Here is a 22,828-nt window from a genome sequence, read left to right as displayed (position 1 = left end):
TGTAGGTTTGGTGTTTATCTCTGTCCGAAAAATCAGGCGAGCATAACGTAGGGGCGGGGTTTATCTCCGCCCGGAAAGCAAAGTATGGCGGGTTTAAAAGCCATATAGATAGAAAGGAAAGGGAATGAAAATTAGCATTTTTGGTACAGGCTATGTTGGCCTGGTTACTGGCGCTTGTTTGGCTGATGTGGGCCACGACGTTATTTGTGCAGATGTAAATCAGGCCAAAATTGACGGTTTAAAGCAAGGCGTTATCCCAATCTACGAACCAGGTCTGGAAAACGTGGTTAAAACCAATGTCAGCCAGGGCAATTTGCGTTTTACCACCAGCGCTGAAGAAGCAGTGCAGCATGCTGAAGTCATTTATATAGCAGTAGGCACACCACCAGACGAAGACGGTTCGGCTGACTTACAGTATGTAATGGCTGTAGGGAAAACCATCGGCCAGCTGATGCAAACTTATAAAGTGGTAGTCAATAAAAGCACCGTGCCTGTAGGCACCGCAGACAAAGTCACAGCTGTTATTCAGCAGGTTTTAAACGAGCGTGGCTTTAAAGCTGAATTCGACGTGGTGTCAAACCCTGAATTTTTAAAAGAAGGTGCTGCAGTTGCCGATTGCATGAGGCCAGATCGTATAGTGATAGGCACCAGCTCTAAATTTGCCGAAGACATAATGCGCGAGGTCTATGCACCTTTTAACCGCAACCACGACAAAGTGATAGTAATGGACGTGCGCAGTTCTGAACTGACCAAATACGCCGCCAACTGCATGTTAGCCACCAAAATCAGCTTTATGAACGAAATGGCCAATATAGCCGAGCGGGTAGGGGCCGATATCGAAAACGTGCGAAAAGGTATTGGTTCAGACCCCCGTATCGGTTACCACTTTATCTACCCTGGTTGTGGTTATGGTGGTAGCTGTTTCCCTAAAGACGTACAGGCTTTAGCCCGCACATCCGAGCAGTATGGTTACGAGTCAAAAATTCTGAACGCGGTGGAGCAAGTAAACGACAAGCAGAAATACAAACTGTTTGAATTGATCTGCAAGCATTACGGCGTTTGGCAGCAAGCGGCTAAAGGCGAAATTAAAGATATTCTGAAAGGTAAAACCTTTGCCTTGTGGGGCCTGGCTTTTAAACCTAATACCGACGATATGCGTGAAGCTTCAAGCCGGGTATTAATGGAAAACTTATGGCTGGCAGGCGCTACAGTCAAAGCCTACGACCCTGAGGCTATGGAAGAAACTCAACGTATTTACGGTAACAGAGCTGACTTAGTGTTATGTGGCACTAAAGAGGCCGCAATTAATAAAGCCGATGCGTTGGTGATTTGTACTGAATGGAAAAACTTCCGTGCGCCAGATTTTAGCGCTGTAAAAGAAAATATCAGTGATGCCGTTATTTTTGATGGCAGGAATTTATTTGAGCCTGCAACAGTGCATCGTAATGGTCTGGCTTATTATGCGATAGGCCGTGGTGATACTTTAAAAGTATCTGGTGTTTAAACTATGAAGTATTTGGTTACAGGAGCGGCAGGTTTTATTGGTAGCCGTGTAGCAGAAGAATTAGCCTTACTAGGCCATGATGTTATTGGCTTAGATAACTTAAACGACTATTACGACCCAAACTTAAAATTGGCGCGTTTAAAACGTATTGAAGACTTGCTTACTGAACGTGATAAGCAAGACAATTTTCGTTTCCTGAAAATGGACTTAGCTGACAGAGAAGGCATAGCTTCATTGTTTGCTACTGAACAATTTCAGCGCGTAATACATCTGGCTGCGCAAGCTGGCGTACGTTATTCCATAGATAACCCAATGGCTTATGTAGATTCAAACCTGGTTGGCATGATGACTATACTGGAAGGGTGCCGCCACAACAAAGTTGAACACTTGGTATACGCTTCTAGTAGCTCGGTTTATGGTAATCAGGAAAAAATCCCATTTTCTGAAGATGACAGAGTCGACCATCCTATATCACTTTATGCAGCCACCAAAAAAGCAAATGAGTTAATGGCGCATACCTATAGCCATTTATATCAGCTACCAACTACGGGTCTGCGGTTTTTTACTGTTTATGGCCCTTGGGGTCGTCCAGATATGGCTCCCTTTTTATTTACCAACGCCATCGAAAATGATCAGCCTATCAAGGTATTCAATAATGGCAAAATGCAGCGAGATTTTACGTATATTGATGATATTGTCGAAGGTATTGTCCGTATTCAGGATGTTGTACCGACAGCAGCTGTGAATAATGAAACGTTAGCAGATGGGGCGCATTTTTATAAACTCTATAATATAGGTAATAATAAACCGGTAGCTCTAGAGTATTTTATAAATTGTATTGAGAATGCTCTAGGGAAAAAAGCGAACAAACACTATTTACCAATGCAAGATGGTGATGTTGTGACAACTTTTGCTGATGTCTGTAGTCTGGAGATTGCAGTTGGTTTTAGACCGAACACTGAATTACAAGAGGGAATTAACAACTTTGTGAATTGGTATCGTAGGTATTAATGTAGATGGCTAACTTTAAGTTTATTGCAGATTATAAATGTTATGTATCATTTTATAAATATAAAAGTCGTTTTGCTCTGTTCCAAGTGTTAATGACTCCGGGCTATCTACTGCTGGTAGCATACAGGCTTTATTCCTATATATACAACTTAGGTAGCGTTTTCCGAGTTTTGGGTAGGTTTCTCTGGCTAATTAGTTATTTTTTATTTGGTTGTGATATTAATCCAAGGTGCAAAATTGAAGGCTCCGTAATCATGCCGCATCCGTTGGGAATCGTAATAGGTGAAGGTGTTGTTTTAGAGGGGACAAATGTTATTTATCAGAATGTAACATTAGGTGTGAACAGAGGCTGTTACCCTCACCTGAATAATGTAACAGTATATACGTCATCGGTTATTTGTGGTGATGTTAGGCTTGAAAATGAAATCGTTCCCGCGTTAAGTAGAATAGTAAAACGTATATAACTACTAAGGTGAAATGTGAGTTTTATAAGGCAGGATAATAAATCAATAGATGTGGTTCTATTGATTTTTAGCTTTATTGCAATTGTATCATATACACTCTTCAGGTTGATTGATGAGGGGGCTAGTATGGTATGGTCTTTTTTTCCTGTTACAATTTTGGGTGTGGTTTTTTTATATGAAAACTTATACACATTGAATAGTAGGAAAAGTTATTTTTCAGCTTTGTCGATATTTTTAGCTTTCGGATTCTCTTTTTTTTATATTGTCCCGTTTAATCAATTAATATGGGATTACTGGCCGAGTATTCCAGTGGCCGATGGAATGAGCGGCTGGGTCGGAGGCTGGGCTATTCTTTGCTTGTTAGGTTTTTTTATTACAGCGATTGGTTGCAAAAGCACAAAGGTCAATTTTAGGCGTCCACTTAATTATCATATAGACACAAATAAAATGCACATGCCTTTTATTGTTGGTATTGTTTTTTGTCTTATATGTCAGATTGTCGTTCTAGTGAAAATGGGAGGGTATGACGGTTATCTAAATGCATATGAGTTAAGATTAGAGGACTCCATACAAAATTATAACCCATACGATGGCTTCGGTTTCTTATTTACATTTTCAGAATCACTTCCTAATTTAGTTGCTATATATTTGGTTTTATTTATCAAAGATAAGTCTTGGTCCCGAGATGTTAAAGTGTTGGTTTCTTTGTTGGTGTTTTTGTTTCTGTTAAATATGCTTTTTGGTGGTTTGAGAGGCAGTAGGAGCACTACTGTATGGTCATTGTTCTGGTTTGTTGTTGTATATCATAATAATGTTAAAGAGCTAAGTTTGAAGTTGTTGGTAGCTCTAGGTGCTATTTTTTTCCTGTTTATGACCAGCTATAGTTTATATAAGTTTGGCGGTATTGAAGGGTTGCAAGGTCTATGGGATAAAGATATTAAAGCGCAGGTATTTGAGCAGAAATATATAGAGGACTCGGAAAAATTTGCTCTTGTAAGGGATGCAGGAAGAGCAGACGTGCAGTCATATATTCTGAAAACATACTGGAATGACGAGTATCCATTATCATACGGTAGGACTTTGGTTGCAGGCGCTGTTTCGTTTGTGCCGGGCTTTTTGTTGCCTAATAAACCAGTCACTGCAATAAAAGAAAAGACTGGTATATTTTGGAGTGACTACAGTTTCACTGATAGCAGTTACACTACTTTGCTTGCAGGCGGCTATGGAGAGTTCGTAATAAATTTTGGTATATTTTTCGGGTTAACTTTTTTCTACATATTCGGGGTTGTAATCTCCTGGATTGATGGCTACTCGAAAGTTTTTCCAAAAGATGGTGTATACAATTTGATTGTCCCAGTATTAGTTCTCCTCTCTATTCAACTTCTTATGTCTGATAGCAATGTCGTTTCTCAGTTTTTATTTAGATTTCTAACTGTTCCTTTAATCGTGTTATTGTGTTGCCCAAAAATAGTTAAAAGTAACAATTGATTATATAACCATGACTCCTAAGGTGGCTTATTGATGATAGTTTTACATTCATACAGTACGAAAAATAGTGGTGATGGTTTGTTGGTTGAGCTTACAAAAGAAGTTGGAGTTGAGACAAATTTAGGTCCTATAAGTAAATTAGTTGCTTTGGATAAGAAATCCTTCAGTGGGTTTGATTCTATATATGAACCAATGATTGTTAACTCAGGCCTTCTCGGGAAAATTAATTATGCATTCAAGAGTTTATTGAATGTTTTTATTAAAATAGATTTGTTTGAAAGGTACTTGCCAGATAATCCGAAAGAAATCATTCTCGCTGTGGGCGGTGGTTACATGAGGGGCAGGACTCTAATTGAGAGTCTAAAAACATTTTTAGCGCATGGTCCACAACTTATCTGGGCTAGTAGGCAAAAGACTGCACCAGTTATATATTTGCCGCAAAGTATAGGGCCTTTTAAAGGACCAATGAGAGCTTTAATTCATAATAAAATGAAATGTTTAGATGTTATTTTCGCAAGGGATGATTTAACCGTTAAAGAGTTAAACTTAGACAACGTAATTCGCGTACCTGACTTAGCTGTTCAAGAGTTGGCTATGTCATATAAGGCTACAAATATAGAAAATAAATTTGATAAAATTTATTTGATTGCGAGAGCTGTTAGTGTGCATGGTGAAGAAGATTATATTAAAAAATTGTTGGAGCTAAAAAATAGTATACCTGGCTTGGAGCCCCTTATTCAAAGTGAAGGAAGAGGTAATAATGATGTTAGCTTTTATAAAAAGCTGGGTTGGCACGGGTCTTTGCGTAAAGTCAAAGATGTACTTGATAATCCGGAAAATAGAGGTGTCGTTATCTCTGTTCGATTACACGGCTCCTTGCAGAGTATGATTTCAGGTTGTCCCTCGATACATTTATCTTATGAACGCAAGGGGTTTGGTGCGTTCTCTGATCTTGGTATCACAGAGTATTGTCATGGCTTTAAACGTTTTGATCCTAATTTAGTGAAGAAGCAAGCTGATGATTTGAAGGCTGATTCCAGCGAATACTGGAAAAAAATTAGTTTAAGTGTAGATTCAATATTGGAAAAGAGGGAATTAATGCTTAGCATAATTCGGCGTGTCAAAAGAGGATACGAAGAATGAAAGCTTTAGTTGTGTTTGATGGGCGTTTTTATGATAATCACGGAATCCCATCTTCATATCATCTTAATTATGAATTATTCGCGAAGCGATACTTAAACGAATTTGATACTGTCACTATTGTTGGTCGTTTATTTAATCATCCCGATGATGGTGCTCAATCCGTCATTGGAAAAAATGCATCATTTGTAGGTGTCCCAGGATATGTGGGCCCTAAAAGCTTTTTATTTAAGATGCCAATTATATTAAAGTTGTTATGGAGTATTGATCTGCATGACACCGCTGTTTTTCTAAGAACTCCAGGAACAATACCATTTATATTTTCGATAATTTTGCTCTTAAAGAGAAAAATTTTTGCAGTGGAAGTCGTTGCTGATCCTCATGACCAGTTAAGCAAAGGAGCTGTAAAGCACCCCATCCGAATTTTCTTTCAAAAGTTATATTCAAGCTTTTTGAAATGGCAATGTAAAAGAGCGATAGGCGCGGCATATGTTACAAAGTCTGCTTTGCAAAAAAGATATCCGCCAGGTAGTGATTTGACCACCAATTACACAAGTCTCAATTTGGGTAACGAGTGGTTCGTGGAAAAATCAAGGGTCTATGATAAATTAACATCTGTTCATCTGCTTAATATTGGAATGATGGTCCAGTTGTACAAAGCGCAAGATGTGATTCTAGAAATGGTTTCTATACTAAAAAAGCGAAATTTTCTGTGTTTTGTAACATTTGTTGGCGACGGTGAGTATAAAGAATTCCTCGAAAAATTAGCAGTAGATTTGGATGTTTCAGACCAAGTAAAATTTGTTGGAAAAATATCAGATCGAACATCGATTAGAAAATACTATGATGAGGCTGAAATATTCTTACTACCATCACGGCAAGAGGGCCTACCTCGGGTAATGATTGAAGCAATGAGTCGCGCTCTTCCTTGTGTTGGTACAAATGTAGGTGGGGTTTCTGAGTTATTAGATTCGAATTTTATAGTTGAAGTTGACAATGCTGAGGCATTAGCGTCGAAGGTTGAATATTTGTGTAGTAACCCGGAGGTAATGGAGCTTCAATCAAAGAAAAACCTAATTACATCCCAAGATTACAAAGGTGAAATAGTACAAAAGCGAAGAGAAGCTTTTTATAAAGCCGTTAGGGAGAGAAATCATGAAGCCTAAAGTTTTGCATTTATCATTATCTCATGGTGGTGGGATAATAAGTGCGTTGGAAAGCTATGTAGTAAATAGCTCCTTTGCTGAGCATTTTCTTATCGCTGCTAATGATGACTCTTGCCAAATTAATCTGTCTAACCCTGACAACCTAGTGAAAAGTTATTTTATAAAAATGAATATCACGGGTTTGATTGATATTTACAGAATTTATAGAGAAATAAGACCTACACATATTCATTTGCATTCTTCCATGGCTGGAGCTATCGGGAGATTGATGTTTCCATTCTATAAAAAACTGATATATACACCTCATTGCTACGCATTTGAGCGCACTGATGTCTCTTTAGCAACAAGAAAATTTTTCTACTACGCAGAGAAATTGCTGTCGCTTAAACCAGTGACTGTAGCCGGATGTTCTCCTCGGGAAGTTAATTTGGCAAATGATTTGGTTTTGAAAATTTTTAGAAGTAGGATGCATAATATTTTTTTGACAAACTACTCTAACATTAGCCTGAAGTGGAAACGTCCGGAAAACGACACTAAACGAGTAATTATGATCGGCAGGATCTGTCCACAAAAAGATGCTGAATTTTTCATTGATACGTATCATAAAATCAAATTATTAGACCAGTCTATACAGTTTTATTGGATTGGAGACGGTAATGAAAGTAGCGTAGATAAATTGCTGAATAATGGTATAGGATGTAGTGGTTGGTTATCTAGGGAAAATTTATTGAAGGATGTTATGAGTAGCGATTTGTATTTTCATAGTGCGAGTTGGGAAGGTAATCCAATGTCCGTATTAGAAATTTCGCGAATGGAAATGCCATGTGTAGCTAGGAGAATTCCTTCTCTTGAATCTATCGGGCTGACTAAGTTATCGAGTACTCCAGAGGGGTGTGCGCAATTGATATTTGAACATTTCGTTACACGCAATGATAACGTGAATGATCAGTTTGTGAAAGTTAATGAAATATGTAGTTTCGAAAATCAAGTTACTGCTTTAAAAAATATTTATAGTCTTGAAAATAAATGAACTTCATCCGGAAGTTAATAAGCACGTTTATCGGCGTTGGTAGTAATGCTATTTACCAAGTTATCTTGCTTTCATTGATAAGTAAGTTTTATACAATGGAAGATTTAGGTGTTTATGCTTTTTTCTTTTCATTGTCGACAATAGTATTCTTTCTCACAAATCTTGGCTTTCGCCAGTTGATTGTCACAAGTTCTATTTATCATGACACATCTCAATATATGAAAGTTCGATTTGTTCTTTCTATTATTTCGATGGTTTTTGTTTCGGTTGTAGGTTTTTTATTGAAGCCAGACTACTTTGTTTTGTGCCTATTGATTTCTTCGATTAAGTTTTTTGAGTCTATTAGTGAAATTGGTTATGCATATTTTCAAAAGTATCAAAATCATAACTATCAGAGTAAGTTGCTTTTTTTCAAAAGTTTATTATCTGGTCTTCTGGTTTATTTTTTAATAAAACAAGGTTTCACCTTGACGCAAATATTGTTTTTTATTTCTTCTCTTCATTTTGCTTCTATCGTATTTTTCGAGCTGCCAAAACTTAAAGAGGAATTAGTTAGCTTAAGTTTTTTCAATGTTTTTATGCTAAATCGTAGTGATTTTGAGTTTGTTAAATTTGCATTTCCTCTTGGTGTTGGATTGTTTCTGATTAATTTAAACCTGAATTTGTCGCGGATCATGAGCGGTATGTATCTTTCTGAGTTCGATACAGCTGTTCTTGCTGCTTCATTGCAACTTTCATTAGCTCTTACTCCTGTAGTTACAGGTTTTTCTCAAGTAATATTACCCAAGTTTTCTAAGCTCATTTCAAATAGTTCGGTTGAGAAAGCAATATCTTACTTTGTCGTTTTAACAATCGTTTTGTTTTTTATGTCTACATTGTTGATGATGGGTGCTTATTTTTTTGGTGAAGTCATATTGGAGTACATTTATAACTCTGATATAGCTAATTGCTATTATATATTTACCGTGTGTCTGCTGGGTGTTTCTTTTAACTATATCGCCTCACTCTCCACTGTGGTGCTTACGGCTTGTGAGAAGTATAAGCTACAGAGAGATATAATGTTGTTTTGCATTGTGATTAATTTGTTTCTTATGCTGCTTTTTATTGATCATTATGGATTGGCATCTTTGGCTTGGTCATTTGTTTTATCTTCATTTTTGAGGCTTTTCCTTCTATATGTTTATGCCGGACGAACTTTAATATCTATACGTAGGTTAAAATCAATACCCTGATCATTTATTTAAGTGTTCGAGCTGTTAGGTGCCGAATTTTAGATGAGATAACTTAAATTTGATGCAAGAAATCAGGTTTAATGGATTGGTATTGGCATGATTAAGTGAGGTTTGTTATCCATAGATTACCCGGTATAAAACATCTTAAGATGGTACCTCATCAAATTCAGAGCACGCTCGGCTTCCATAATTATTCGGGGGTAGGCGGCGGGGATTTTGTATGGCTGCCAGACGCAGACCAATCATTGCATCTTCATCCTGGACCGAATGGAGGTATACTGTTTGCTGCTGCAGCTTTTGATGTGTACGATGGCACTGTCGCAACAGTTCTTGAATTTTTGAACTGGAAAGGTATAGGTGTTGGTTGCTTTGAACGGGTTGGTTTTAAAGTACCGCATGTGCTTATGTTTGGTGCGGTAGCAGATTACGACAATAAGAAAAAAAAAGGTACGGATAACTCAGTTGCATTTAACAAGATGCTACAGAACTTCCCTGTGTGTGAGTGTCGAGGGCAATATAATTTTTTAGTCAACGATACTATTCAGCCACTGAGAAAGTTTACACTAAATGCCGAAGGAGCAACGATATGTCAGAGAACAAAAAATAAACCCCTTTTTAATCTTAACGGATGCTCCGGTTCGAGATTAAATTACGGCGCCTATACAAATGATGCGTCAATTGAAGAATACGATATAGGAAATGCGCGCCTGATATATGCGGATGAGCATGTTACAGATATAACAATTTATAGTGTAAGTATATATCGTACGTTTCAACAGGGTATTAATTTTAACAAGTCAAGTGAACGGATTAATGTACTGTTATGTCGAATAGAAGAGACAGCAAGGGATGGTATATTCTTGTTAAACAGCGTTAATTCAAGGGTTTCTCTTTGCACTCTAATCAACACTGGTGATGACTCAATAGCGTTTGCTGGCAACTCTTATAGCGCTGTAGCGTCATTCAACAGTATAAAAGGCGCAGGCTCATATAACCTTGGTGGTTCAGGCATTAGGCTTAACAGATCTGGTATAGCTGTTGGTAATGTAATAGAAAATAGTGATCTCTTTGGAATTATTGCTGCAGACAATTCAGTGAACAGCGCCGCAAGGCCTGAAAATCTTAAGATAATATGTAATACAATTAATGATATTAGCAAGACGGATACAGTAAGTGCTGGAATTGGTTTTAAAAATGTGATTAGTGTTGAATGTGTTGGAAATAGTATAAATATGATTGACGAAAAGGCACATGCATATCGGTTATATGGCGACATAAAGTCGGGCCTCATCAGAATTTCTGGTGGCACAGTTAAAAATGCGAAATCTGTGTTATATATTAGAGATGCTGGTGTAAGTCAAATTTCAATATCTGAGATAGAAGCAGACAAGTTAACTGATTTTGTATTGGCTGAACTTACAGGAACAATAGATCTAATCGAGATTAAAAGAAATGCATCGAAGAATGCGGAGAATTCCTGCTACTTCAGATCTGTGAGAGTTTTAAACCAAGGTGTGGCCAATATAAGTGTAATTGTTACGGAAAATAATAGAATATTCAATTCAAATGCCCCCGCTTTTGTTTTCGATAATGAAACTATCATAAACGTCGTGGAATCAACAAATGATCAATGGCCGAATAACGTACGTAATAAATATATTAATGGTTTAAATGTGGGTGAAATTTATGTGAATTGAATGGCGGGGGGATTACCGGGGTAGATTGGAAAAATAACAAATCAAGATACAGTCGTAGTCTGAGTTTTGATTAACTGCTCAATGACTTCCATCCTAATTTATTCACAGCTGTTGTGCATATATTTCAAATGACTCCATCCAACGGTTACGCCGGATTCGTGCAAAAGTCTCTTTTTATCATTTTATTGGTACTTGGTTTAAGCATTGCTTTTTTAACTTTCAGATAGATACAAAATTGTCGTTGCAAGTGGTGTTGTTGGCTTATTTGTAACGCTTGGCGATAGGTGGTTAATGAATTTGTCACCATATGCTCCATCGCATGAAAGCCTTGGTTTTTTTGGACTGCATTTAGTAATGGCCAATGGGTTGCAGCGACCACTAACGTACGCTGAAATGTTTCTGGCATATATGGTCCAACTTGCTTGGCGTTAGCCAACTCTTCGAAGGCCTCGGTAATTCTAAAGTTAATAACGCCCAAATAGTAAGCATAGTCAGCATAAGCGTTAGGCCAGCCAGGTCTTAACTGAATTGCTTTTTTGTAAAGCTGGTCATTCACTTCAATTTTGTCAGCAGTTTTAAATCTGCCATACCAAGCCCATTCGTTTATCTTAGCCTGAGTTAACAAATAGTGCGGGTGCTTTGGGTGGTATTTTACTGCAGTTTGAATGGCATCAGCCGCTTGTTGCCAGCTTTCTAGCATCAGCGTTTGTGGCTTACGTTGCCATAACCCCAGATAATAGTTGGCCTTAAAATAATATGCATTAGCCAAACCTTTAGAAGTAATGTAAAAAACCAGCCAGCAGCAGCACAGCAAGAGCAGCGCAGGCAACACTTTATGTGTTAACACATAGTATGGTGTGCCATGACTATCTGTTATCAGCTCACTTCTGTGCTTATGGTTAGAACTGCTTACTTTAGCCTGCAAACAACACCTCGCTGATTTGTTTTGGCATTTGCAGTACTAATTGTTCTGCATAGTCTGCACTGACCAGTTCGCTGACCTGCTGCGCCGCTTGTTTTAACTTAGGCGGGCGACGCAATAAATTATGACTATCAGTGGCCATCACATGAAAGAGCTTTTGCTTTAGTAACTGCACAGATAAGGCTGTACTGCGTTCGCCCATATCACCCAGTACAGAACTGGCAGTCAGCTGAAATAAGCAGTCTAGTCGGATAAAAGGTGCTAATTTTGCCGGATCACTTTGTACATCTCTGTTACGCTCCGGGTGAGCTATCATCGGCAGGATATTTTTACTTAACAACCATTTCACCAGTTTGTCTGATCCAGCCGGAATATGGCTATGAGGAAACTCCAGCAGCAAGACATGAAAGCCCTGGTAGCTGCCGATAAAAGGCAACATATCACGCTCAGCCCATGTCAGTATCTCTGTAGATAAACGCACTTCAGCTGCCGCGGCCAGTTGTATCTGCAGGCCGGCATTTTTGCTGGCGGCTTTAAGTTCGGATAAACCTTGCTGAATAATGCTACTGGTATTGTCAAAATGGCCAGGATTAATATGGGGGGTAATCACCATATGGCTGATGCCTTCCTGCTCTGCTATTTGCAGCAGAGCCAAAGCTTCTTGCATATCCCTGGCACCATCGTCTATGCCAGGAATGATATGGCAATGCAGATCATACACAGCTGCTTCCCCCTAAATAGCGGCTCACAGTGTCAACTCTTTTCGCTACTGTAGTAGTGGTAATAACCATACTGGCCATAATCGCCGTATACCTGAGCTGCTTTTTTCATATCTACTTTATTCAGTACCACACCATAGAGGTTGTTTTCGGCTTGCAGTAACTTAGCTACACCACTTTTTACCGCACCGCCTCTGGTATGATCAGCAGCCACTACATAAACTACTGCATCCATTTGTTTGGCGATGATCAGCGGGTCGCTGACTGCCTGCACTGGTGGGGTGTCGACAATAATGCGATCGAATCGTAATGCCAGCTCTGCTATTACTTTGCTAAATTGTTCTGAAGCCAACAACTCCAACGGGTTAGGTGGCACATTACCAGCTGGTAATAGGCTAATGCCTGAGGCTTCATCTACCACTATACAGTCGTCTATTTGCTCGCGGCCGGCAATAATATTGGCCAAACCCGGCTGATAGGCTGGTAAACCAAAACGTTTGGCCAGAGTAGGGCGGCGCATATCAGCGTCTACCAGTAATACTTTTTCCATCTGGCCAAAAGCAAAAGCTATATTGGCAGCTACTGTTGATTTACCTTCACCTGGCACTGAAGAGGTCACTTCAATAGTTTTTAAGCTACGGTCTAGCGCCAGCAAGGTTAAACTGGTACGTATGCTGCGCACCGACTCGGCATACTGTTTATGCTGCTCACTAAAAAAGGTATGAATAGGTAAATCCACTGTCTTTTTATGAGGTATAGCAGGAATAAAACCTAAGGAACGTTGGGCTAATAAGCTTTCTACTTCTTGTGGTGATTTTATAGTGTCGTTTAACGCATCCAGCACAAAGGCCAGCATTACACCAAAGCCTAAAGTTGCTATAAAAGCCAACACTACGATCAGCTTACGTTTGGGCGCTACTGGTTCTGTGGCTGCTACCGCTTTATCCGTAAAACGTGCTATGGCGGAGTTAAAGTCACTGGTGACTTCAGTTTCTTTTTGCCTTGATAAAAATGTATCAAATAGCTGTTTATTGGTTGCCACTTCACGTTGTAAACGCTGATAAGTAGTTTCTTTCAGGCTTACATCCTGATACAAAGTTTTAGCTTTGGTTATTTCCGCCTCTAAAGAATTTACAGTTTCCTGTATGGTCTGAGCCTCGTTTTCTATACCTGCTATTAGCTTTTTAATCTGGCTGCGCAAATTATCCTGCACTGCAGTCAGTTCGCTTTTGGCTGCTAATAGTTTTGGGTGTTTGGCACCATAAATTTTTGACAGTTCAGATACCCGGCGCTCAGTTAAAACCTGTTGGGCTTTAACATCCTGCACACCTTTATGGGCGGTAATTTCAGGCAAGCTTTCTAAGCGCTCAATTTTATCTGTGCCATATTGCTGTATCACCCGCATAAAACCATCGACCTGAGCTTTGCGGGAACGCGCTTCGGTTAGAGCCTCTGATAATCGCTCCAGCTCTCTTGCGCCTAAACCACGCACACCCTCTACGTCTATTAAACCTTCTTTTTCACGGTAGGCCTGTAAACGGGCTTCGGAATCATCCAACTGGGCCCGTAACTCACCTAAACGTCCCCCTAACCAACTGGCGGCTTTTTGCGTAATACCCAGTTTGGCTTCTAACTGGCTTTCTATATAAGTATCAGCAACAGCATTGGCTATATCTGCAGCTAACGCAGGCGTGTAGGTTTGAAAACTAATATTGACCAGCTGGGTTTTACGGATAGGGCTTATAGTTAATCGCTGCTGAAACGCACTAATTAAATCTTCGCGGGCTTTATGCGCTAATTCGGCTTCGGTTAAGGTACTTTCGGTGGTAGGTAAAAAAGGTAATAAATCGCGTAAGCGCGCCATTAAGCCTGGTTTTACTTCAAAGTCCGGGTGATTGGTTAAATCCATACGCTCCACTACAGTTTGAGCAATAGAGCGGGATTTTAAAATTTCAAATTGGGTTAAATAATACTCCTGTTGGCTAGAGTTCATGCCATAAACTTCTTCAATAGATACAGCCTTGGCTTGCTGGGATTCTATTAATAAAGTGGCAGTAGCTGAGTACTGAGAGCGAATATTTAATACCACTAATACAGTAATTAACGTAACCAATACAGCCAGGCTAAAAATGCGCCATTTATGAATATTAATAATGCTGAAGTATTTACGTAAGTCTATTACATCCTGCTGTGGTGCAGGGCTAACCACTAAGTCCGTTACTGCCATAATTAAAAGAATCTCTGTTCTATGGTAATGGTGTCGCCTGCACTGACTTTCGAGTTCAGGTTAGCGTTTAAGGCTTGCGTTTTATTGCCTTCGCGGTAAATAAAGATTTTTTCCCTAGAGGCGCGTTCAGTTAAACCTGCGGCCAAAGCTATGGCCTGGTTGACCGTCATACCCGGTTTATAAGGGTAACCTCCAGGTTGTTTTACTTCGCCATGTATAAAGAATGGCCGGTATTCCACAATACCGACAAATACGTTGGGCTCAACAAAATAGTCGCCTTTCAAGCCGCTATAAATGCGGCTTTCCAGCTGCTTAATCGTCAGGCCTTTTGCCATTATTTCGCCAAGAAAAGGGTAATTAATTTTGCCGCTGTCGGTAAGCTGAGTTTCTATTTTCAACTCTTCTTCACCGTATACCTGAATAATAATTTTGTCGCCTGGCCCTAATAAATAACCGGAATCGTCCTGGGCCACTACCCAGGACGACCAGCTGATACAAAGGGCAACAAACAGCACTACGAGTTGTTGCATGAGGTTTAGCCTAAAGTTTGTGAACACTATGAATACGAACTAAAAACACTGCGTTACAGCGAAAAGTCGAAACTCAAGCCTGTGATATTGCGATCAAATTCAATACCCTGCACAGAAGAGGTTTTATCTGTCACAGTAGTAAACAACGTCACGTCAACAAAACGACGGAAGGCATATTTTACACTGGCCGTGTAAGAATCGTTCTCGTCTTTGCGGCTGATACCCACATAGTCTTCTTCCATTCTGTTGTACGACAGATTGGTTTGCATAGCGTCAGTCCAGTTATGGCTCCAGCCTACAACATAAGTGGTTTCTTTAATGTAATCGCCGCCCTGCAACGGGTCTTTGGCTTTGCGGCCTGTGCCTACATTAATATTACTGTAAGTCAGTGGTGACCAAGTGGCATTCACTATCCAGGATACACCGCTGAAATCTTCGCGTGCACTGTCATCAAAATCCTTTTTCTGATAACCAATTTTTGCTTCACCTGAAGTTAAAGCACTAATTTGCCATTCAGCACCTACTTTCACATTGCTATCTTTACTGTCGCGTGGTGCTGTAGGGTCGACAAAATCATAACTGGTGTCTTCAATACTTGTTTCCAGTACTGCCGTAGTGCCGGATAAGGTATCGTAATAAAAGTTCACACCACCCAGTACTGAGTCGTAGTCACGGAACTGTGTTACTTCGCGCTGATTCATATACTCTTTATTAAAGTACTTAGCACCAAAACGCACGCGGGCAGGGGCTGCTTGAGCGCCGTATTCATAGTAGCCAGATACAGTTTGGTTATTAAATCGGGTAGGCTCATCCTGACTGTTGCTCAGGCCTTCAGTAATACCTGTACCTCTGTCTTCATGACCCCAGACAAAATCTGCTTTGGCATTAAACTTTCCTTGCTCTGACAGTTGGGTGTCAAACAGAGCACCCAGCATAGTGTCAGTAAAATTGTCATCACTACTGTCTAGGTAAGTGCCGTTAAATAAAGCTGCGCTGAATTCTGTTTTGGTGACACCATCATCCAGCACTGCTTTTACTGAAGGTACTGCGGTCAGGATCCAGCTGTCTATTTCGTTGGCACTGCTGCTGGTGATGTTGTCGTCAAATTTTAAACCAGTGGTCAGTAGTGGCGTAATATCAAAACCTGACCCAGTCTGAATAGACTGCGGTTCTACAGCAAACACCTGCGAGCTGGCACATGCCAATGCCACCATAACAGCTAACTTGGATTTCATAAAGTTTCCCTTTTAATAGACATTTTTTCCTGTAAAACCCCGGAAAAAGGTTAAAAATACAATTTTTGCGTCCCACCAGAGTGACCAGTTTTTAATATAATTCAGGTCGAACTCTACGCGTTTTTCCATTTTTTCTAATGAATCTGTCTCACCGCGCCAGCCGTTTATTTGTGCCCAGCCCGTAATGCCTGGTTTCACTTTGTGTCTGAGCATATAAAAGGCAACCAGCTTACGATATTGCTCATTGTGCGCCACAGCATGTGGGCGAGGACCAACAACAGACATGTCCCCTTTTAATACATTAATAAACTGTGGTAACTCATCAAGTGATGTCCGGCGTAACACCGCGCCCAAAGGAGTAACTCGTGCATCGCCTTTTTTTGCCTGAATTACAGTGTCGCCGTTGTCCTGGACCGTCATGCTACGAAATTTATAGACCTTGATTGGCTTGCCGTCCAATCCGTACCGATCCTGTTTAAAAAACACCGGACCACGGCTGGTCAGCTTGACTGCTGCCGCTATAACCAGCATCGGAACAGCAAGTAATAAAAGGGCTATAGCGCTAACGCTGACATCAAATGAGCGCTTGATCCAATCTCTGGCTCCGTAATAGGGCGATTCAAATACACTTAGTGTTTCGACACTGCCTATATTGCCCAATCTGGCATGCATCAGGTTATACAGCAGTAAATCCGGCACTATATGCACGTCGACAGTGGTATCGCCTAAACGTTGGATAATTTCCGAAATACGTTTATCTGCAGATAATGGCAAAGTGATATAAAGTTTGTCGAAGGCACCATTTCTGGCCGATTCCACACATTCATCAATTTTACCGTGCAACATTTCGCCACACTCTGGCAGGCGATCAGGCACGCGGTCATCATAGACGCCAAAAAAATGTAGCCCGAGTTCTGGTTTATTGGCAATCTCTGTAATAAGCCGTCTGGCATTGGTTGTGCAACCAATAACAGCAATTCGTCTGGTGCTAAACCCTCTTTTATGCAATGTGTTTTTCAGCATACGGCCTGCAATTCTCCACAGTGCCGAAAAACAAAAAGCCAAAGTAAACCAGCCCATAAAAACTACACGCGAGTAACTAGCCGTATTTTTTAAGGCAAAGGTTATTAGCAGCATCATGCTAAAAGCTAAAAATAAGCAAATCCCTACAAAAAGGATATTGTGTGAAAAAGAACCAACCCGCCATGAGCGATATAGTTGTACCGACTCCGCTGCATATAAGTAAACAGCCATCACAGTGAAGTACAACATAATGTAACTGGTTGTCACGACCTGACCATAAAGTTTAAGGCTCAGGTATAAAGCGGCGCCAATGGCCACTATGTCAAAAAGTCGGTTTAGGAAGCAGAGACCACTATCTTCAGCTTTAAAACTTGTGTGAGTGTTCATAGTAACATCCTGTTAACCACCAGCTCGCAAAAGTATTGCTGGTTAGAATTTATACAGCAAAAAAATTAAAACGACGAGTACTTGGCTCAAAATTTTTTGCCCTGTTTGCGACTGTAATCAGAAGTTGTTACAGCCGTCTTAAACAGGCTTAACTAAAAAATATGAATGTTCAACTGGTTGAAAAATATTCACCTGTAGTTCTAGTGCGGGTTTGGAAGGAGAGGGTGTTGGTTTTATGCTCAGTTTGTCTTGATCTTTAACATGTTTTTTTTCTAATGTACAAAAAGTGTCGCAAAAATCAGGCTGTGTTTTATCGCTTATGAGTTAAAAAAAATCGTGTATAAAATCTACAACGGCATGAGATGCGGACCTATTTTAGCCATTTTTTATGGCGTTTCTAGTATGTCTACAGAGGTGCATTGTTATACTGCAATGTAAATTTTTTGTGATTATTTCTGGGTTGCGATCCAATCCTAGTTGTTTCAGAAAATACTGAACTTAAAAGGAAGAATTCAAGAAGAATATTCATCAGGTTTAGTGAACAAATCAAATAGTGAGGGCCAACAGACCCTCATTATCTAGCCGGACAATGCTGGTGTTAATTACCGGATGCAGTGCCACCGCCGCCGCCTGAACCACCGCCAAAACCAGGAGCTCCGGGAGCTGAGGTACCAGGGCCTGACAGACCGCCACCACCACCTGAAGCTGTTTCTTCTGCGATCAGGTCCTGATCTACACCAGTTGAAGCAGCCGCAACAGCAGCGATGCTATCTGCAGTCATGCCTGCGGCAGAGGCAGCGGCAAGCACTGCACTTACGGCGTCATTACACAGCGTCAGATTTTGATTCAGAACCGGATCTCCTGGCCTGACAATACACAATACTGCAGCGGCTTCCAGAGCTGCCTGCAGTATTGCTTCTTTGGTTTCCTGATCCCGCGCCGCTTCAATCATGGCCTGAATTTCAGCTTCGATATCCGCCAGAGCCTGAGTTCCGGCTTGTCCTGAGGTCATGTTTTGGCTTTGATAGTGCGCAACCAATGTTTGGTACTGAGTTATGACTGCTTCAACAGTCGCCGCATCCTGCGCCATCGCCTGACCTGAACTAAAGATTGCAGCTGCAAATAAAGCAGCAAGAATAGTGAATTTTTTCATTCCGAATGTCCTTTGGGGTTAAAGTTTGGGCGAATGCAGCAACTTCAGGTTGATGAATTCCCTCATAAAACCAGATTTTTCTACCTGTACATTGACCTTTTGTGGTGAAAGCAACCCGTTGTTCTGAACCGCCATGAGCTCTCTAAACGCAACACATATCCTTGTTCTGTTTACATTCAGTAAAAGAGGCCAGCACCTTGGCGCTAATGCCGTGACTGATCTGCCACAAGCTATCTATAAGGAACCTTTTGCAGTGCGCTTTCAGTGCGCTGGCATACGCTGCTGCAATTTTTATTCTGTGTAATCAGAAACACCTGATGGTGGCGAAAACCCTCAGGCTTAAGAAGCCACTTCAATCTCTCAGTTTTCACCTGTTGGCTAAGGCGCCAAATCTTCTGCATGAGTTTAGAGCGCTACCGCACCAATCACGCATAGCCCCCTGGGGTAGACTAAAAAAAAGCAGATGAAATTATCGTTTTTATCAAATTATGATCGTCGGGAATGCTCTTTGCTCAGGCATGTAGCGAGGTGTTTGTTGCATCACCAGAGGTTCTTGTGAGCAAACACCAACATTGCACAACAAAGTAATCAGCACACAACAGAAGGAAGGCGCTAATGCAGTTGTCAGAATTTCGTAAAGTCACCAGAGCCGTTATTCCAGTTGCGGGTTTGGGTACCCGTATGTTGCCAGCAACAAAAGCCATTCCTAAAGAGATGTTGCCTGTTGTGGATAAACCGCTGATCCAGTATGTGATTGAAGAAGCCGCCGCTGCAGGTATTACTGAAATCGTATTGGTTACTCACAGCAGCAAGAACTCGATCGAAAACCATTTTGATACCAGCTTTGAATTAGAAACCCAGCTGGAAAAAAGAGTAAAACGCTCCTTGCTGGAAGAAGTGCGCTCTATTAATCCCAAACATGTCACAGTGATTTCTGTGCGTCAGCCCATGGCTCTGGGTCTTGGGAATGCCATTTTATGCGCTGCGCCAGTGATTGGGAACGAACCTTTTGCGGTATTGCTGCCTGATGTTCTTATCAGCAAGTACGAAAGCAATTTAAAACAAGAAAACCTCAAAACCATGCTTGATCGTTACCAGCTTACCGGCGCCAGTCAGGTGATGGTTGAAGCGGTTCCGGATGCCGCTGTCAGTTCTTATGGTGTGGTTGACTTAAACGGTGAACCTATTGCAGCGGGGCAATCTGTGCGGCTGCACGCCATGGTTGAAAAACCGCCCATAGATGAAGCTCCTTCTAATATGGCGATTACCGGTCGTTATGTGTTGTCTCCTGCTGTGATGGACATCCTGCGTTTTACCCAACCTGGGACTGGCAATGAAATTCAGTTGACAGACGCCCTGGCTCAATTGCTGAAAGAGCAAAACATGGAAGCTTATCGGATTGTGGGCCGCAGTCATGACTGCGGTAGCAAACTGGGCTATCTGGAAGCGATCGTCACTTATGCACTGAAAGACCCTGCCTTAGGGGCGGAATTTGGCGTCTATCTGCAGACTTTATTAAGCAATAAAAAGCTAAGCCTGATCGCCTGAACAGGCTTGGTTTTTGCCATGCACAGTGCTCCCTACAGTGCTTTCTATTGTTGAGCGAACCGCTTTTTATAATGCTTCAAAGTCAAAGGAATAACAGATGAAGTTAAGTATTTTTGGTACAGGTTATGTAGGGCTGGTCACCGGGGCTTGCCTGGCTGATGTAGGTCACGATGTTATTTGTGTGGACATCGATCAAAGTAAAATTGACAGCCTGAAACAGGGCGGGATCCCTATTTATGAGCCTGGTCTGGAAAGTGTGGTGAAAAGTAATATTGCACAAGGCAATTTAAGGTTTACCACCAGCGCTGAAGAAGCGGTGCAACATGCAGAGGTTATTTTTATTGCGGTAGGGACACCACCCGATGAAGACGGCTCAGCTGACTTGCAATATGTGATGGCAGTTGGCGAGACCATAGGGCAGTTGATGAGCAACTACAAGGTGATCGTCAACAAAAGCACCGTGCCTGTCGGTACGGCGGACAAGGTAACAGCTGTCATTCAGCAGGCGCTGAAAGAGCGAAATAGTGTTGCTGAGTTTGATGTTGTCTCCAATCCCGAGTTTTTAAAAGAAGGCGCAGCTTTAGCCGATTTTATGCGGCCAGACCGCATTGTAATTGGCACCAGCTCCGACTCTGCCGAAAGCATTATGCGTGAGGTGTATGCGCCTTTTAACCGCAATCACGAAAAAATAATAGTGATGGATGTACGCAGCAGTGAGCTGAGCAAGTATGCCGCCAACTGCATGTTAGCCACCAAAATCAGTTTTATGAATGAGATGGCTAATATTGCCGGGCTGGTGGGGGCTGACATTGAAAATGTGCGCAAAGGAATAGGTTCCGATCCCCGCATTGGTTACCACTTTATTTATGCAGGCTGTGGCTACGGTGGTAGTTGCTTTCCAAAAGACGTGCAGGCGCTGGCACAAACAGCAAAACAATATGGTTACGTGCCGGGCATTCTTGACGCCGTTGAAGCGGTAAACACTAAGCAAAAAGAAAAGCTATTTGAGCTGATTTGCAAGCATTACGAAGTGGAAACCACCACTGGCAAAGGCAATGTAACAGACAGTTTAAAAGGCAAAACTTTTGCATTATGGGGCTTGGCTTTTAAAGCCAACACAGATGACATGCGTGAGGCACCAAGCCGGGTGTTGATGGAACAGCTTTGGGCGGCAGGAGCCAAAGTTCAGGCGTATGACCCCGAAGCTATGGAGGAAGCGCAGCGTATTTACGGCAGCACAGATAAATTAGCATTAACCGGGACTAAAGAGTCTGCATTAAAGGGCGCTGACGCCTTGGTGATCTGCACCGAATGGAAGTCGTTTAAGACATTAAATGCAGAAATTTTAGCAAGCAATATGAAAGATATGGTTGTGTTTGATGGCCGTAACTTGTTTAACCTTGCAAAAATGCTTGAACAGGGGGTGAAGTACTATTCCATCGGCAGACCTTCTATATGCTGATCTCGATCTGCATGTGCACTTACAAGCGGGAACATCTGCGGCTGACTTTGCAAAGCATAGCCCGTTTGGTTATTCCACAGGGAGTGGATGTTGAAGTTCTTGTTGTTGATAACGATGAACAGCTTAGCGCAAGGGCTACCATAGATGCTTTTCAGGGCGATTTTCCACATCAACTGAACTATTACTCAGAGCCGGTAAAAAACATTTCAGCGGCGAGAAACAAGCTGCTTGAAAAAGCCAGGGGAGACTGGATAGCTTCGATTGACGATGACGAAGTGGCCGATGAGTTATGGCTGCTCCGACTTAAAGAGACAGCTGACACTTATGCTGCAGACGTTGTGTTTGGCCATGTTGTCCCTTGTTACCCTGACCATACTCCTGCCTGGATTAAAGAAGGCAATTTCTTTTCGAGAAAAACACATGAAACCGGAACTGAATTAAGTAGCGGTGGAAGTGGTTGTACCTTGATCAACAGATTATTTCTGGAAAAAAACAACATGAAATTTGACGTCGCCTACGGCACTACGGGCGGTGAGGATGCACAGCTGTTTTTCAGAATGTTTTGCCGCGGCGCCAAATTAGTTTTTTGTAAAGATGCAATAGTGTACGAAGGTGTGGAAAGTGACAGGTTGAATCTAAGTTATCTGAAGAAGCGCGCGCTCAGAGTAGGCCAAACCTATGCGCGATACCGGTTAGAACAAGCAACAGTAGCGCAGAAACTCTGGTTCACAGTTAAAAATATGTTGCTGCTGATCTGCATCTCCATCGTCAGTTTGTTTTCCTATCCTGTGAATAAGCAGCTGTTTTTAAAGCTTTATCTGAAAGCACTGGATAAATATGGAAAAGTAGCCTGCGTATTTAGCGGGGCGAAAGTGGAACTGTATAAATGA

At 41.3% G+C, this 22,828-nt stretch carries 19 protein-coding genes; 12 read left to right on the top strand and 7 right to left on the bottom strand.

Annotated elements, in window-relative coordinates; all coding sequences use genetic code 11:
* Nucleotides 1–124 precede the first annotated feature (124 nt).
* The 9 genes from P3C17_RS11585 (at nucleotide 125) to P3C17_RS11545 (ending at nucleotide 10,732) form a co-directional block, all read left to right on the top strand.
* Complete coding sequence (locus P3C17_RS11585) at nucleotides 125–1,504, top strand: UDP-glucose/GDP-mannose dehydrogenase family protein (RefSeq protein WP_300929587.1); 1,380 nt, start codon at nucleotides 125–127, stop codon at nucleotides 1,502–1,504.
* A 3-nt stretch (nucleotides 1,505–1,507) separates the two neighbouring features.
* Nucleotides 1,508–2,515 (top strand): NAD-dependent epimerase, encoded by a 1,008-nt coding sequence (locus P3C17_RS11580; protein WP_300929586.1) that lies wholly within the window; start codon nucleotides 1,508–1,510, stop codon nucleotides 2,513–2,515.
* Between the two features lie 5 nt (nucleotides 2,516–2,520).
* Nucleotides 2,521–2,979 carry a hypothetical protein gene (locus tag P3C17_RS11575; protein ID WP_300929585.1) on the top strand — a complete coding sequence of 153 codons (459 nt, stop codon included), beginning with the start codon at nucleotides 2,521–2,523 and terminating at the stop codon, nucleotides 2,977–2,979.
* Between the two features lie 126 nt (nucleotides 2,980–3,105).
* Complete coding sequence (locus tag P3C17_RS11570) at nucleotides 3,106–4,467, top strand: hypothetical protein (protein ID WP_300929584.1); 1,362 nt, start codon at nucleotides 3,106–3,108, stop codon at nucleotides 4,465–4,467.
* A gap of 33 nt (nucleotides 4,468–4,500) precedes the next feature.
* Nucleotides 4,501–5,610 carry a polysaccharide pyruvyl transferase family protein gene (locus P3C17_RS11565; protein WP_300929583.1) on the top strand — a complete coding sequence of 370 codons (1,110 nt, stop codon included), beginning with the start codon at nucleotides 4,501–4,503 and terminating at the stop codon, nucleotides 5,608–5,610.
* The gene (locus tag P3C17_RS11560) at nucleotides 5,607–6,773 is read left to right on the top strand and encodes a glycosyltransferase (RefSeq protein ID WP_300929582.1); all 1,167 of its coding nucleotides are present in this window, start codon (nucleotides 5,607–5,609) and stop codon (nucleotides 6,771–6,773) included. Before P3C17_RS11565 ends, P3C17_RS11560 begins: the two co-directional genes overlap by 4 nt.
* Complete coding sequence (locus P3C17_RS11555) at nucleotides 6,763–7,803, top strand: glycosyltransferase (RefSeq protein ID WP_300929581.1); 1,041 nt, start codon at nucleotides 6,763–6,765, stop codon at nucleotides 7,801–7,803. Before P3C17_RS11560 ends, P3C17_RS11555 begins: the two co-directional genes overlap by 11 nt.
* A 95-nt stretch (nucleotides 7,804–7,898) precedes the next feature.
* Complete coding sequence (locus P3C17_RS11550) at nucleotides 7,899–9,035, top strand: hypothetical protein (RefSeq protein ID WP_300929580.1); 1,137 nt, start codon at nucleotides 7,899–7,901, stop codon at nucleotides 9,033–9,035.
* 149 nt (nucleotides 9,036–9,184) lie between these two features.
* The gene (locus P3C17_RS11545; RefSeq protein WP_300929579.1) at nucleotides 9,185–10,732 is read left to right on the top strand and encodes a hypothetical protein; all 1,548 of its coding nucleotides are present in this window, start codon (nucleotides 9,185–9,187) and stop codon (nucleotides 10,730–10,732) included.
* A gap of 145 nt (nucleotides 10,733–10,877) precedes the next feature.
* On the opposite strand, the gene P3C17_RS11540 is transcribed toward P3C17_RS11545, so the two are convergent.
* The 7 genes from P3C17_RS11540 to P3C17_RS11510 all read right to left on the bottom strand — a co-directional run bounded on the left by P3C17_RS11540 (nucleotide 10,878) and on the right by P3C17_RS11510 (nucleotide 18,928).
* On the bottom strand, nucleotides 10,878–11,657 hold the full coding sequence (locus tag P3C17_RS11540; RefSeq protein WP_300929578.1) for a hypothetical protein: 780 nt from the start codon (nucleotides 11,655–11,657) through the stop codon (nucleotides 10,878–10,880).
* On the bottom strand, nucleotides 11,647–12,375 hold the full coding sequence (locus P3C17_RS11535; protein WP_300929577.1) for a CpsB/CapC family capsule biosynthesis tyrosine phosphatase: 729 nt from the start codon (nucleotides 12,373–12,375) through the stop codon (nucleotides 11,647–11,649). The genes P3C17_RS11540 and P3C17_RS11535 overlap by 11 nt, the downstream gene beginning before the upstream one ends.
* A gap of 32 nt (nucleotides 12,376–12,407) precedes the next feature.
* Nucleotides 12,408–14,600, bottom strand: coding sequence for a polysaccharide biosynthesis tyrosine autokinase (locus P3C17_RS11530; RefSeq protein ID WP_300929576.1), 2,193 nt, complete (start codon nucleotides 14,598–14,600; stop codon nucleotides 12,408–12,410).
* 2 nt (nucleotides 14,601–14,602) lie between these two features.
* Nucleotides 14,603–15,130, bottom strand: coding sequence for a polysaccharide biosynthesis/export family protein (locus tag P3C17_RS11525; protein WP_300929575.1), 528 nt, complete (start codon nucleotides 15,128–15,130; stop codon nucleotides 14,603–14,605).
* A gap of 53 nt (nucleotides 15,131–15,183) precedes the next feature.
* Complete coding sequence (locus P3C17_RS11520) at nucleotides 15,184–16,365, bottom strand: outer membrane beta-barrel protein (RefSeq protein ID WP_300929574.1); 1,182 nt, start codon at nucleotides 16,363–16,365, stop codon at nucleotides 15,184–15,186.
* A gap of 12 nt (nucleotides 16,366–16,377) precedes the next feature.
* On the bottom strand, nucleotides 16,378–17,775 hold the full coding sequence (locus tag P3C17_RS11515) for an undecaprenyl-phosphate glucose phosphotransferase (protein ID WP_300929573.1): 1,398 nt from the start codon (nucleotides 17,773–17,775) through the stop codon (nucleotides 16,378–16,380).
* A gap of 598 nt (nucleotides 17,776–18,373) precedes the next feature.
* Nucleotides 18,374–18,928 (bottom strand): hypothetical protein, encoded by a 555-nt coding sequence (locus P3C17_RS11510; RefSeq protein WP_300929572.1) that lies wholly within the window; start codon nucleotides 18,926–18,928, stop codon nucleotides 18,374–18,376.
* A gap of 615 nt (nucleotides 18,929–19,543) precedes the next feature.
* Between P3C17_RS11510 and galU the strand changes: the two genes are divergently transcribed.
* The 3 genes from galU to P3C17_RS11495 all read left to right on the top strand — a co-directional run bounded on the left by galU (nucleotide 19,544) and on the right by P3C17_RS11495 (nucleotide 22,828).
* The gene (galU, locus tag P3C17_RS11505) at nucleotides 19,544–20,476 is read left to right on the top strand and encodes a UTP--glucose-1-phosphate uridylyltransferase GalU (protein WP_300929571.1); all 933 of its coding nucleotides are present in this window, start codon (nucleotides 19,544–19,546) and stop codon (nucleotides 20,474–20,476) included.
* Between the two features lie 97 nt (nucleotides 20,477–20,573).
* Nucleotides 20,574–21,938 carry a UDP-glucose/GDP-mannose dehydrogenase family protein gene (locus P3C17_RS11500; protein WP_300929570.1) on the top strand — a complete coding sequence of 455 codons (1,365 nt, stop codon included), beginning with the start codon at nucleotides 20,574–20,576 and terminating at the stop codon, nucleotides 21,936–21,938.
* Entirely contained in the window at nucleotides 21,932–22,828 is an 897-nt protein-coding gene (locus P3C17_RS11495; protein WP_300929569.1) for a glycosyltransferase family 2 protein, read from the top strand. The genes P3C17_RS11500 and P3C17_RS11495 overlap by 7 nt, the downstream gene beginning before the upstream one ends.

The sequence above is a fragment of the Rheinheimera sp. 1928-s genome (genome assembly GCF_029269265.1).
Lineage (GTDB): Bacteria > Pseudomonadota > Gammaproteobacteria > Enterobacterales > Alteromonadaceae > Pararheinheimera.
Note: the sequence above shows the minus strand (reverse complement) of the source record. Positions and strands in the feature narration are given on the sequence as shown.

Excerpts from the sequence above, each read along its gene's own strand:
- P3C17_RS11500 (WP_300929570.1), top strand. The coding sequence starts at position 20,574 with ATGAAGTTAAGTATTTTTGGTACAGGTTATGTAGGGCTGGTCACCGGG.
- P3C17_RS11530 (WP_300929576.1), bottom strand. The coding sequence starts at position 14,600 with ATGGCAGTAACGGACTTAGTGGTTAGCCCTGCACCACAGCAGGATGTA.
- P3C17_RS11560 (WP_300929582.1), top strand. The coding sequence starts at position 5,607 with ATGAAAGCTTTAGTTGTGTTTGATGGGCGTTTTTATGATAATCACGGA.
- P3C17_RS11550 (WP_300929580.1), top strand. The coding sequence starts at position 7,899 with ATGGAAGATTTAGGTGTTTATGCTTTTTTCTTTTCATTGTCGACAATA.
- P3C17_RS11585 (WP_300929587.1), top strand. The coding sequence starts at position 125 with ATGAAAATTAGCATTTTTGGTACAGGCTATGTTGGCCTGGTTACTGGC.
- P3C17_RS11510 (WP_300929572.1), bottom strand. The coding sequence starts at position 18,928 with ATGAAAAAATTCACTATTCTTGCTGCTTTATTTGCAGCTGCAATCTTT.
- galU (WP_300929571.1), top strand. The coding sequence starts at position 19,544 with ATGCAGTTGTCAGAATTTCGTAAAGTCACCAGAGCCGTTATTCCAGTT.
- P3C17_RS11495 (WP_300929569.1), top strand. The coding sequence starts at position 21,932 with ATGCTGATCTCGATCTGCATGTGCACTTACAAGCGGGAACATCTGCGG.
- P3C17_RS11570 (WP_300929584.1), top strand. The coding sequence starts at position 3,106 with ATGGTATGGTCTTTTTTTCCTGTTACAATTTTGGGTGTGGTTTTTTTA.
- P3C17_RS11520 (WP_300929574.1), bottom strand. The coding sequence starts at position 16,365 with ATGAAATCCAAGTTAGCTGTTATGGTGGCATTGGCATGTGCCAGCTCG.
- P3C17_RS11525 (WP_300929575.1), bottom strand. The coding sequence starts at position 15,130 with ATGCAACAACTCGTAGTGCTGTTTGTTGCCCTTTGTATCAGCTGGTCG.
- P3C17_RS11515 (WP_300929573.1), bottom strand. The coding sequence starts at position 17,775 with ATGAACACTCACACAAGTTTTAAAGCTGAAGATAGTGGTCTCTGCTTC.
- P3C17_RS11580 (WP_300929586.1), top strand. The coding sequence starts at position 1,508 with ATGAAGTATTTGGTTACAGGAGCGGCAGGTTTTATTGGTAGCCGTGTA.
- P3C17_RS11545 (WP_300929579.1), top strand. The coding sequence starts at position 9,185 with ATGGTACCTCATCAAATTCAGAGCACGCTCGGCTTCCATAATTATTCG.
- P3C17_RS11555 (WP_300929581.1), top strand. The coding sequence starts at position 6,763 with ATGAAGCCTAAAGTTTTGCATTTATCATTATCTCATGGTGGTGGGATA.
- P3C17_RS11565 (WP_300929583.1), top strand. The coding sequence starts at position 4,501 with ATGATAGTTTTACATTCATACAGTACGAAAAATAGTGGTGATGGTTTG.
- P3C17_RS11575 (WP_300929585.1), top strand. The coding sequence starts at position 2,521 with ATGGCTAACTTTAAGTTTATTGCAGATTATAAATGTTATGTATCATTT.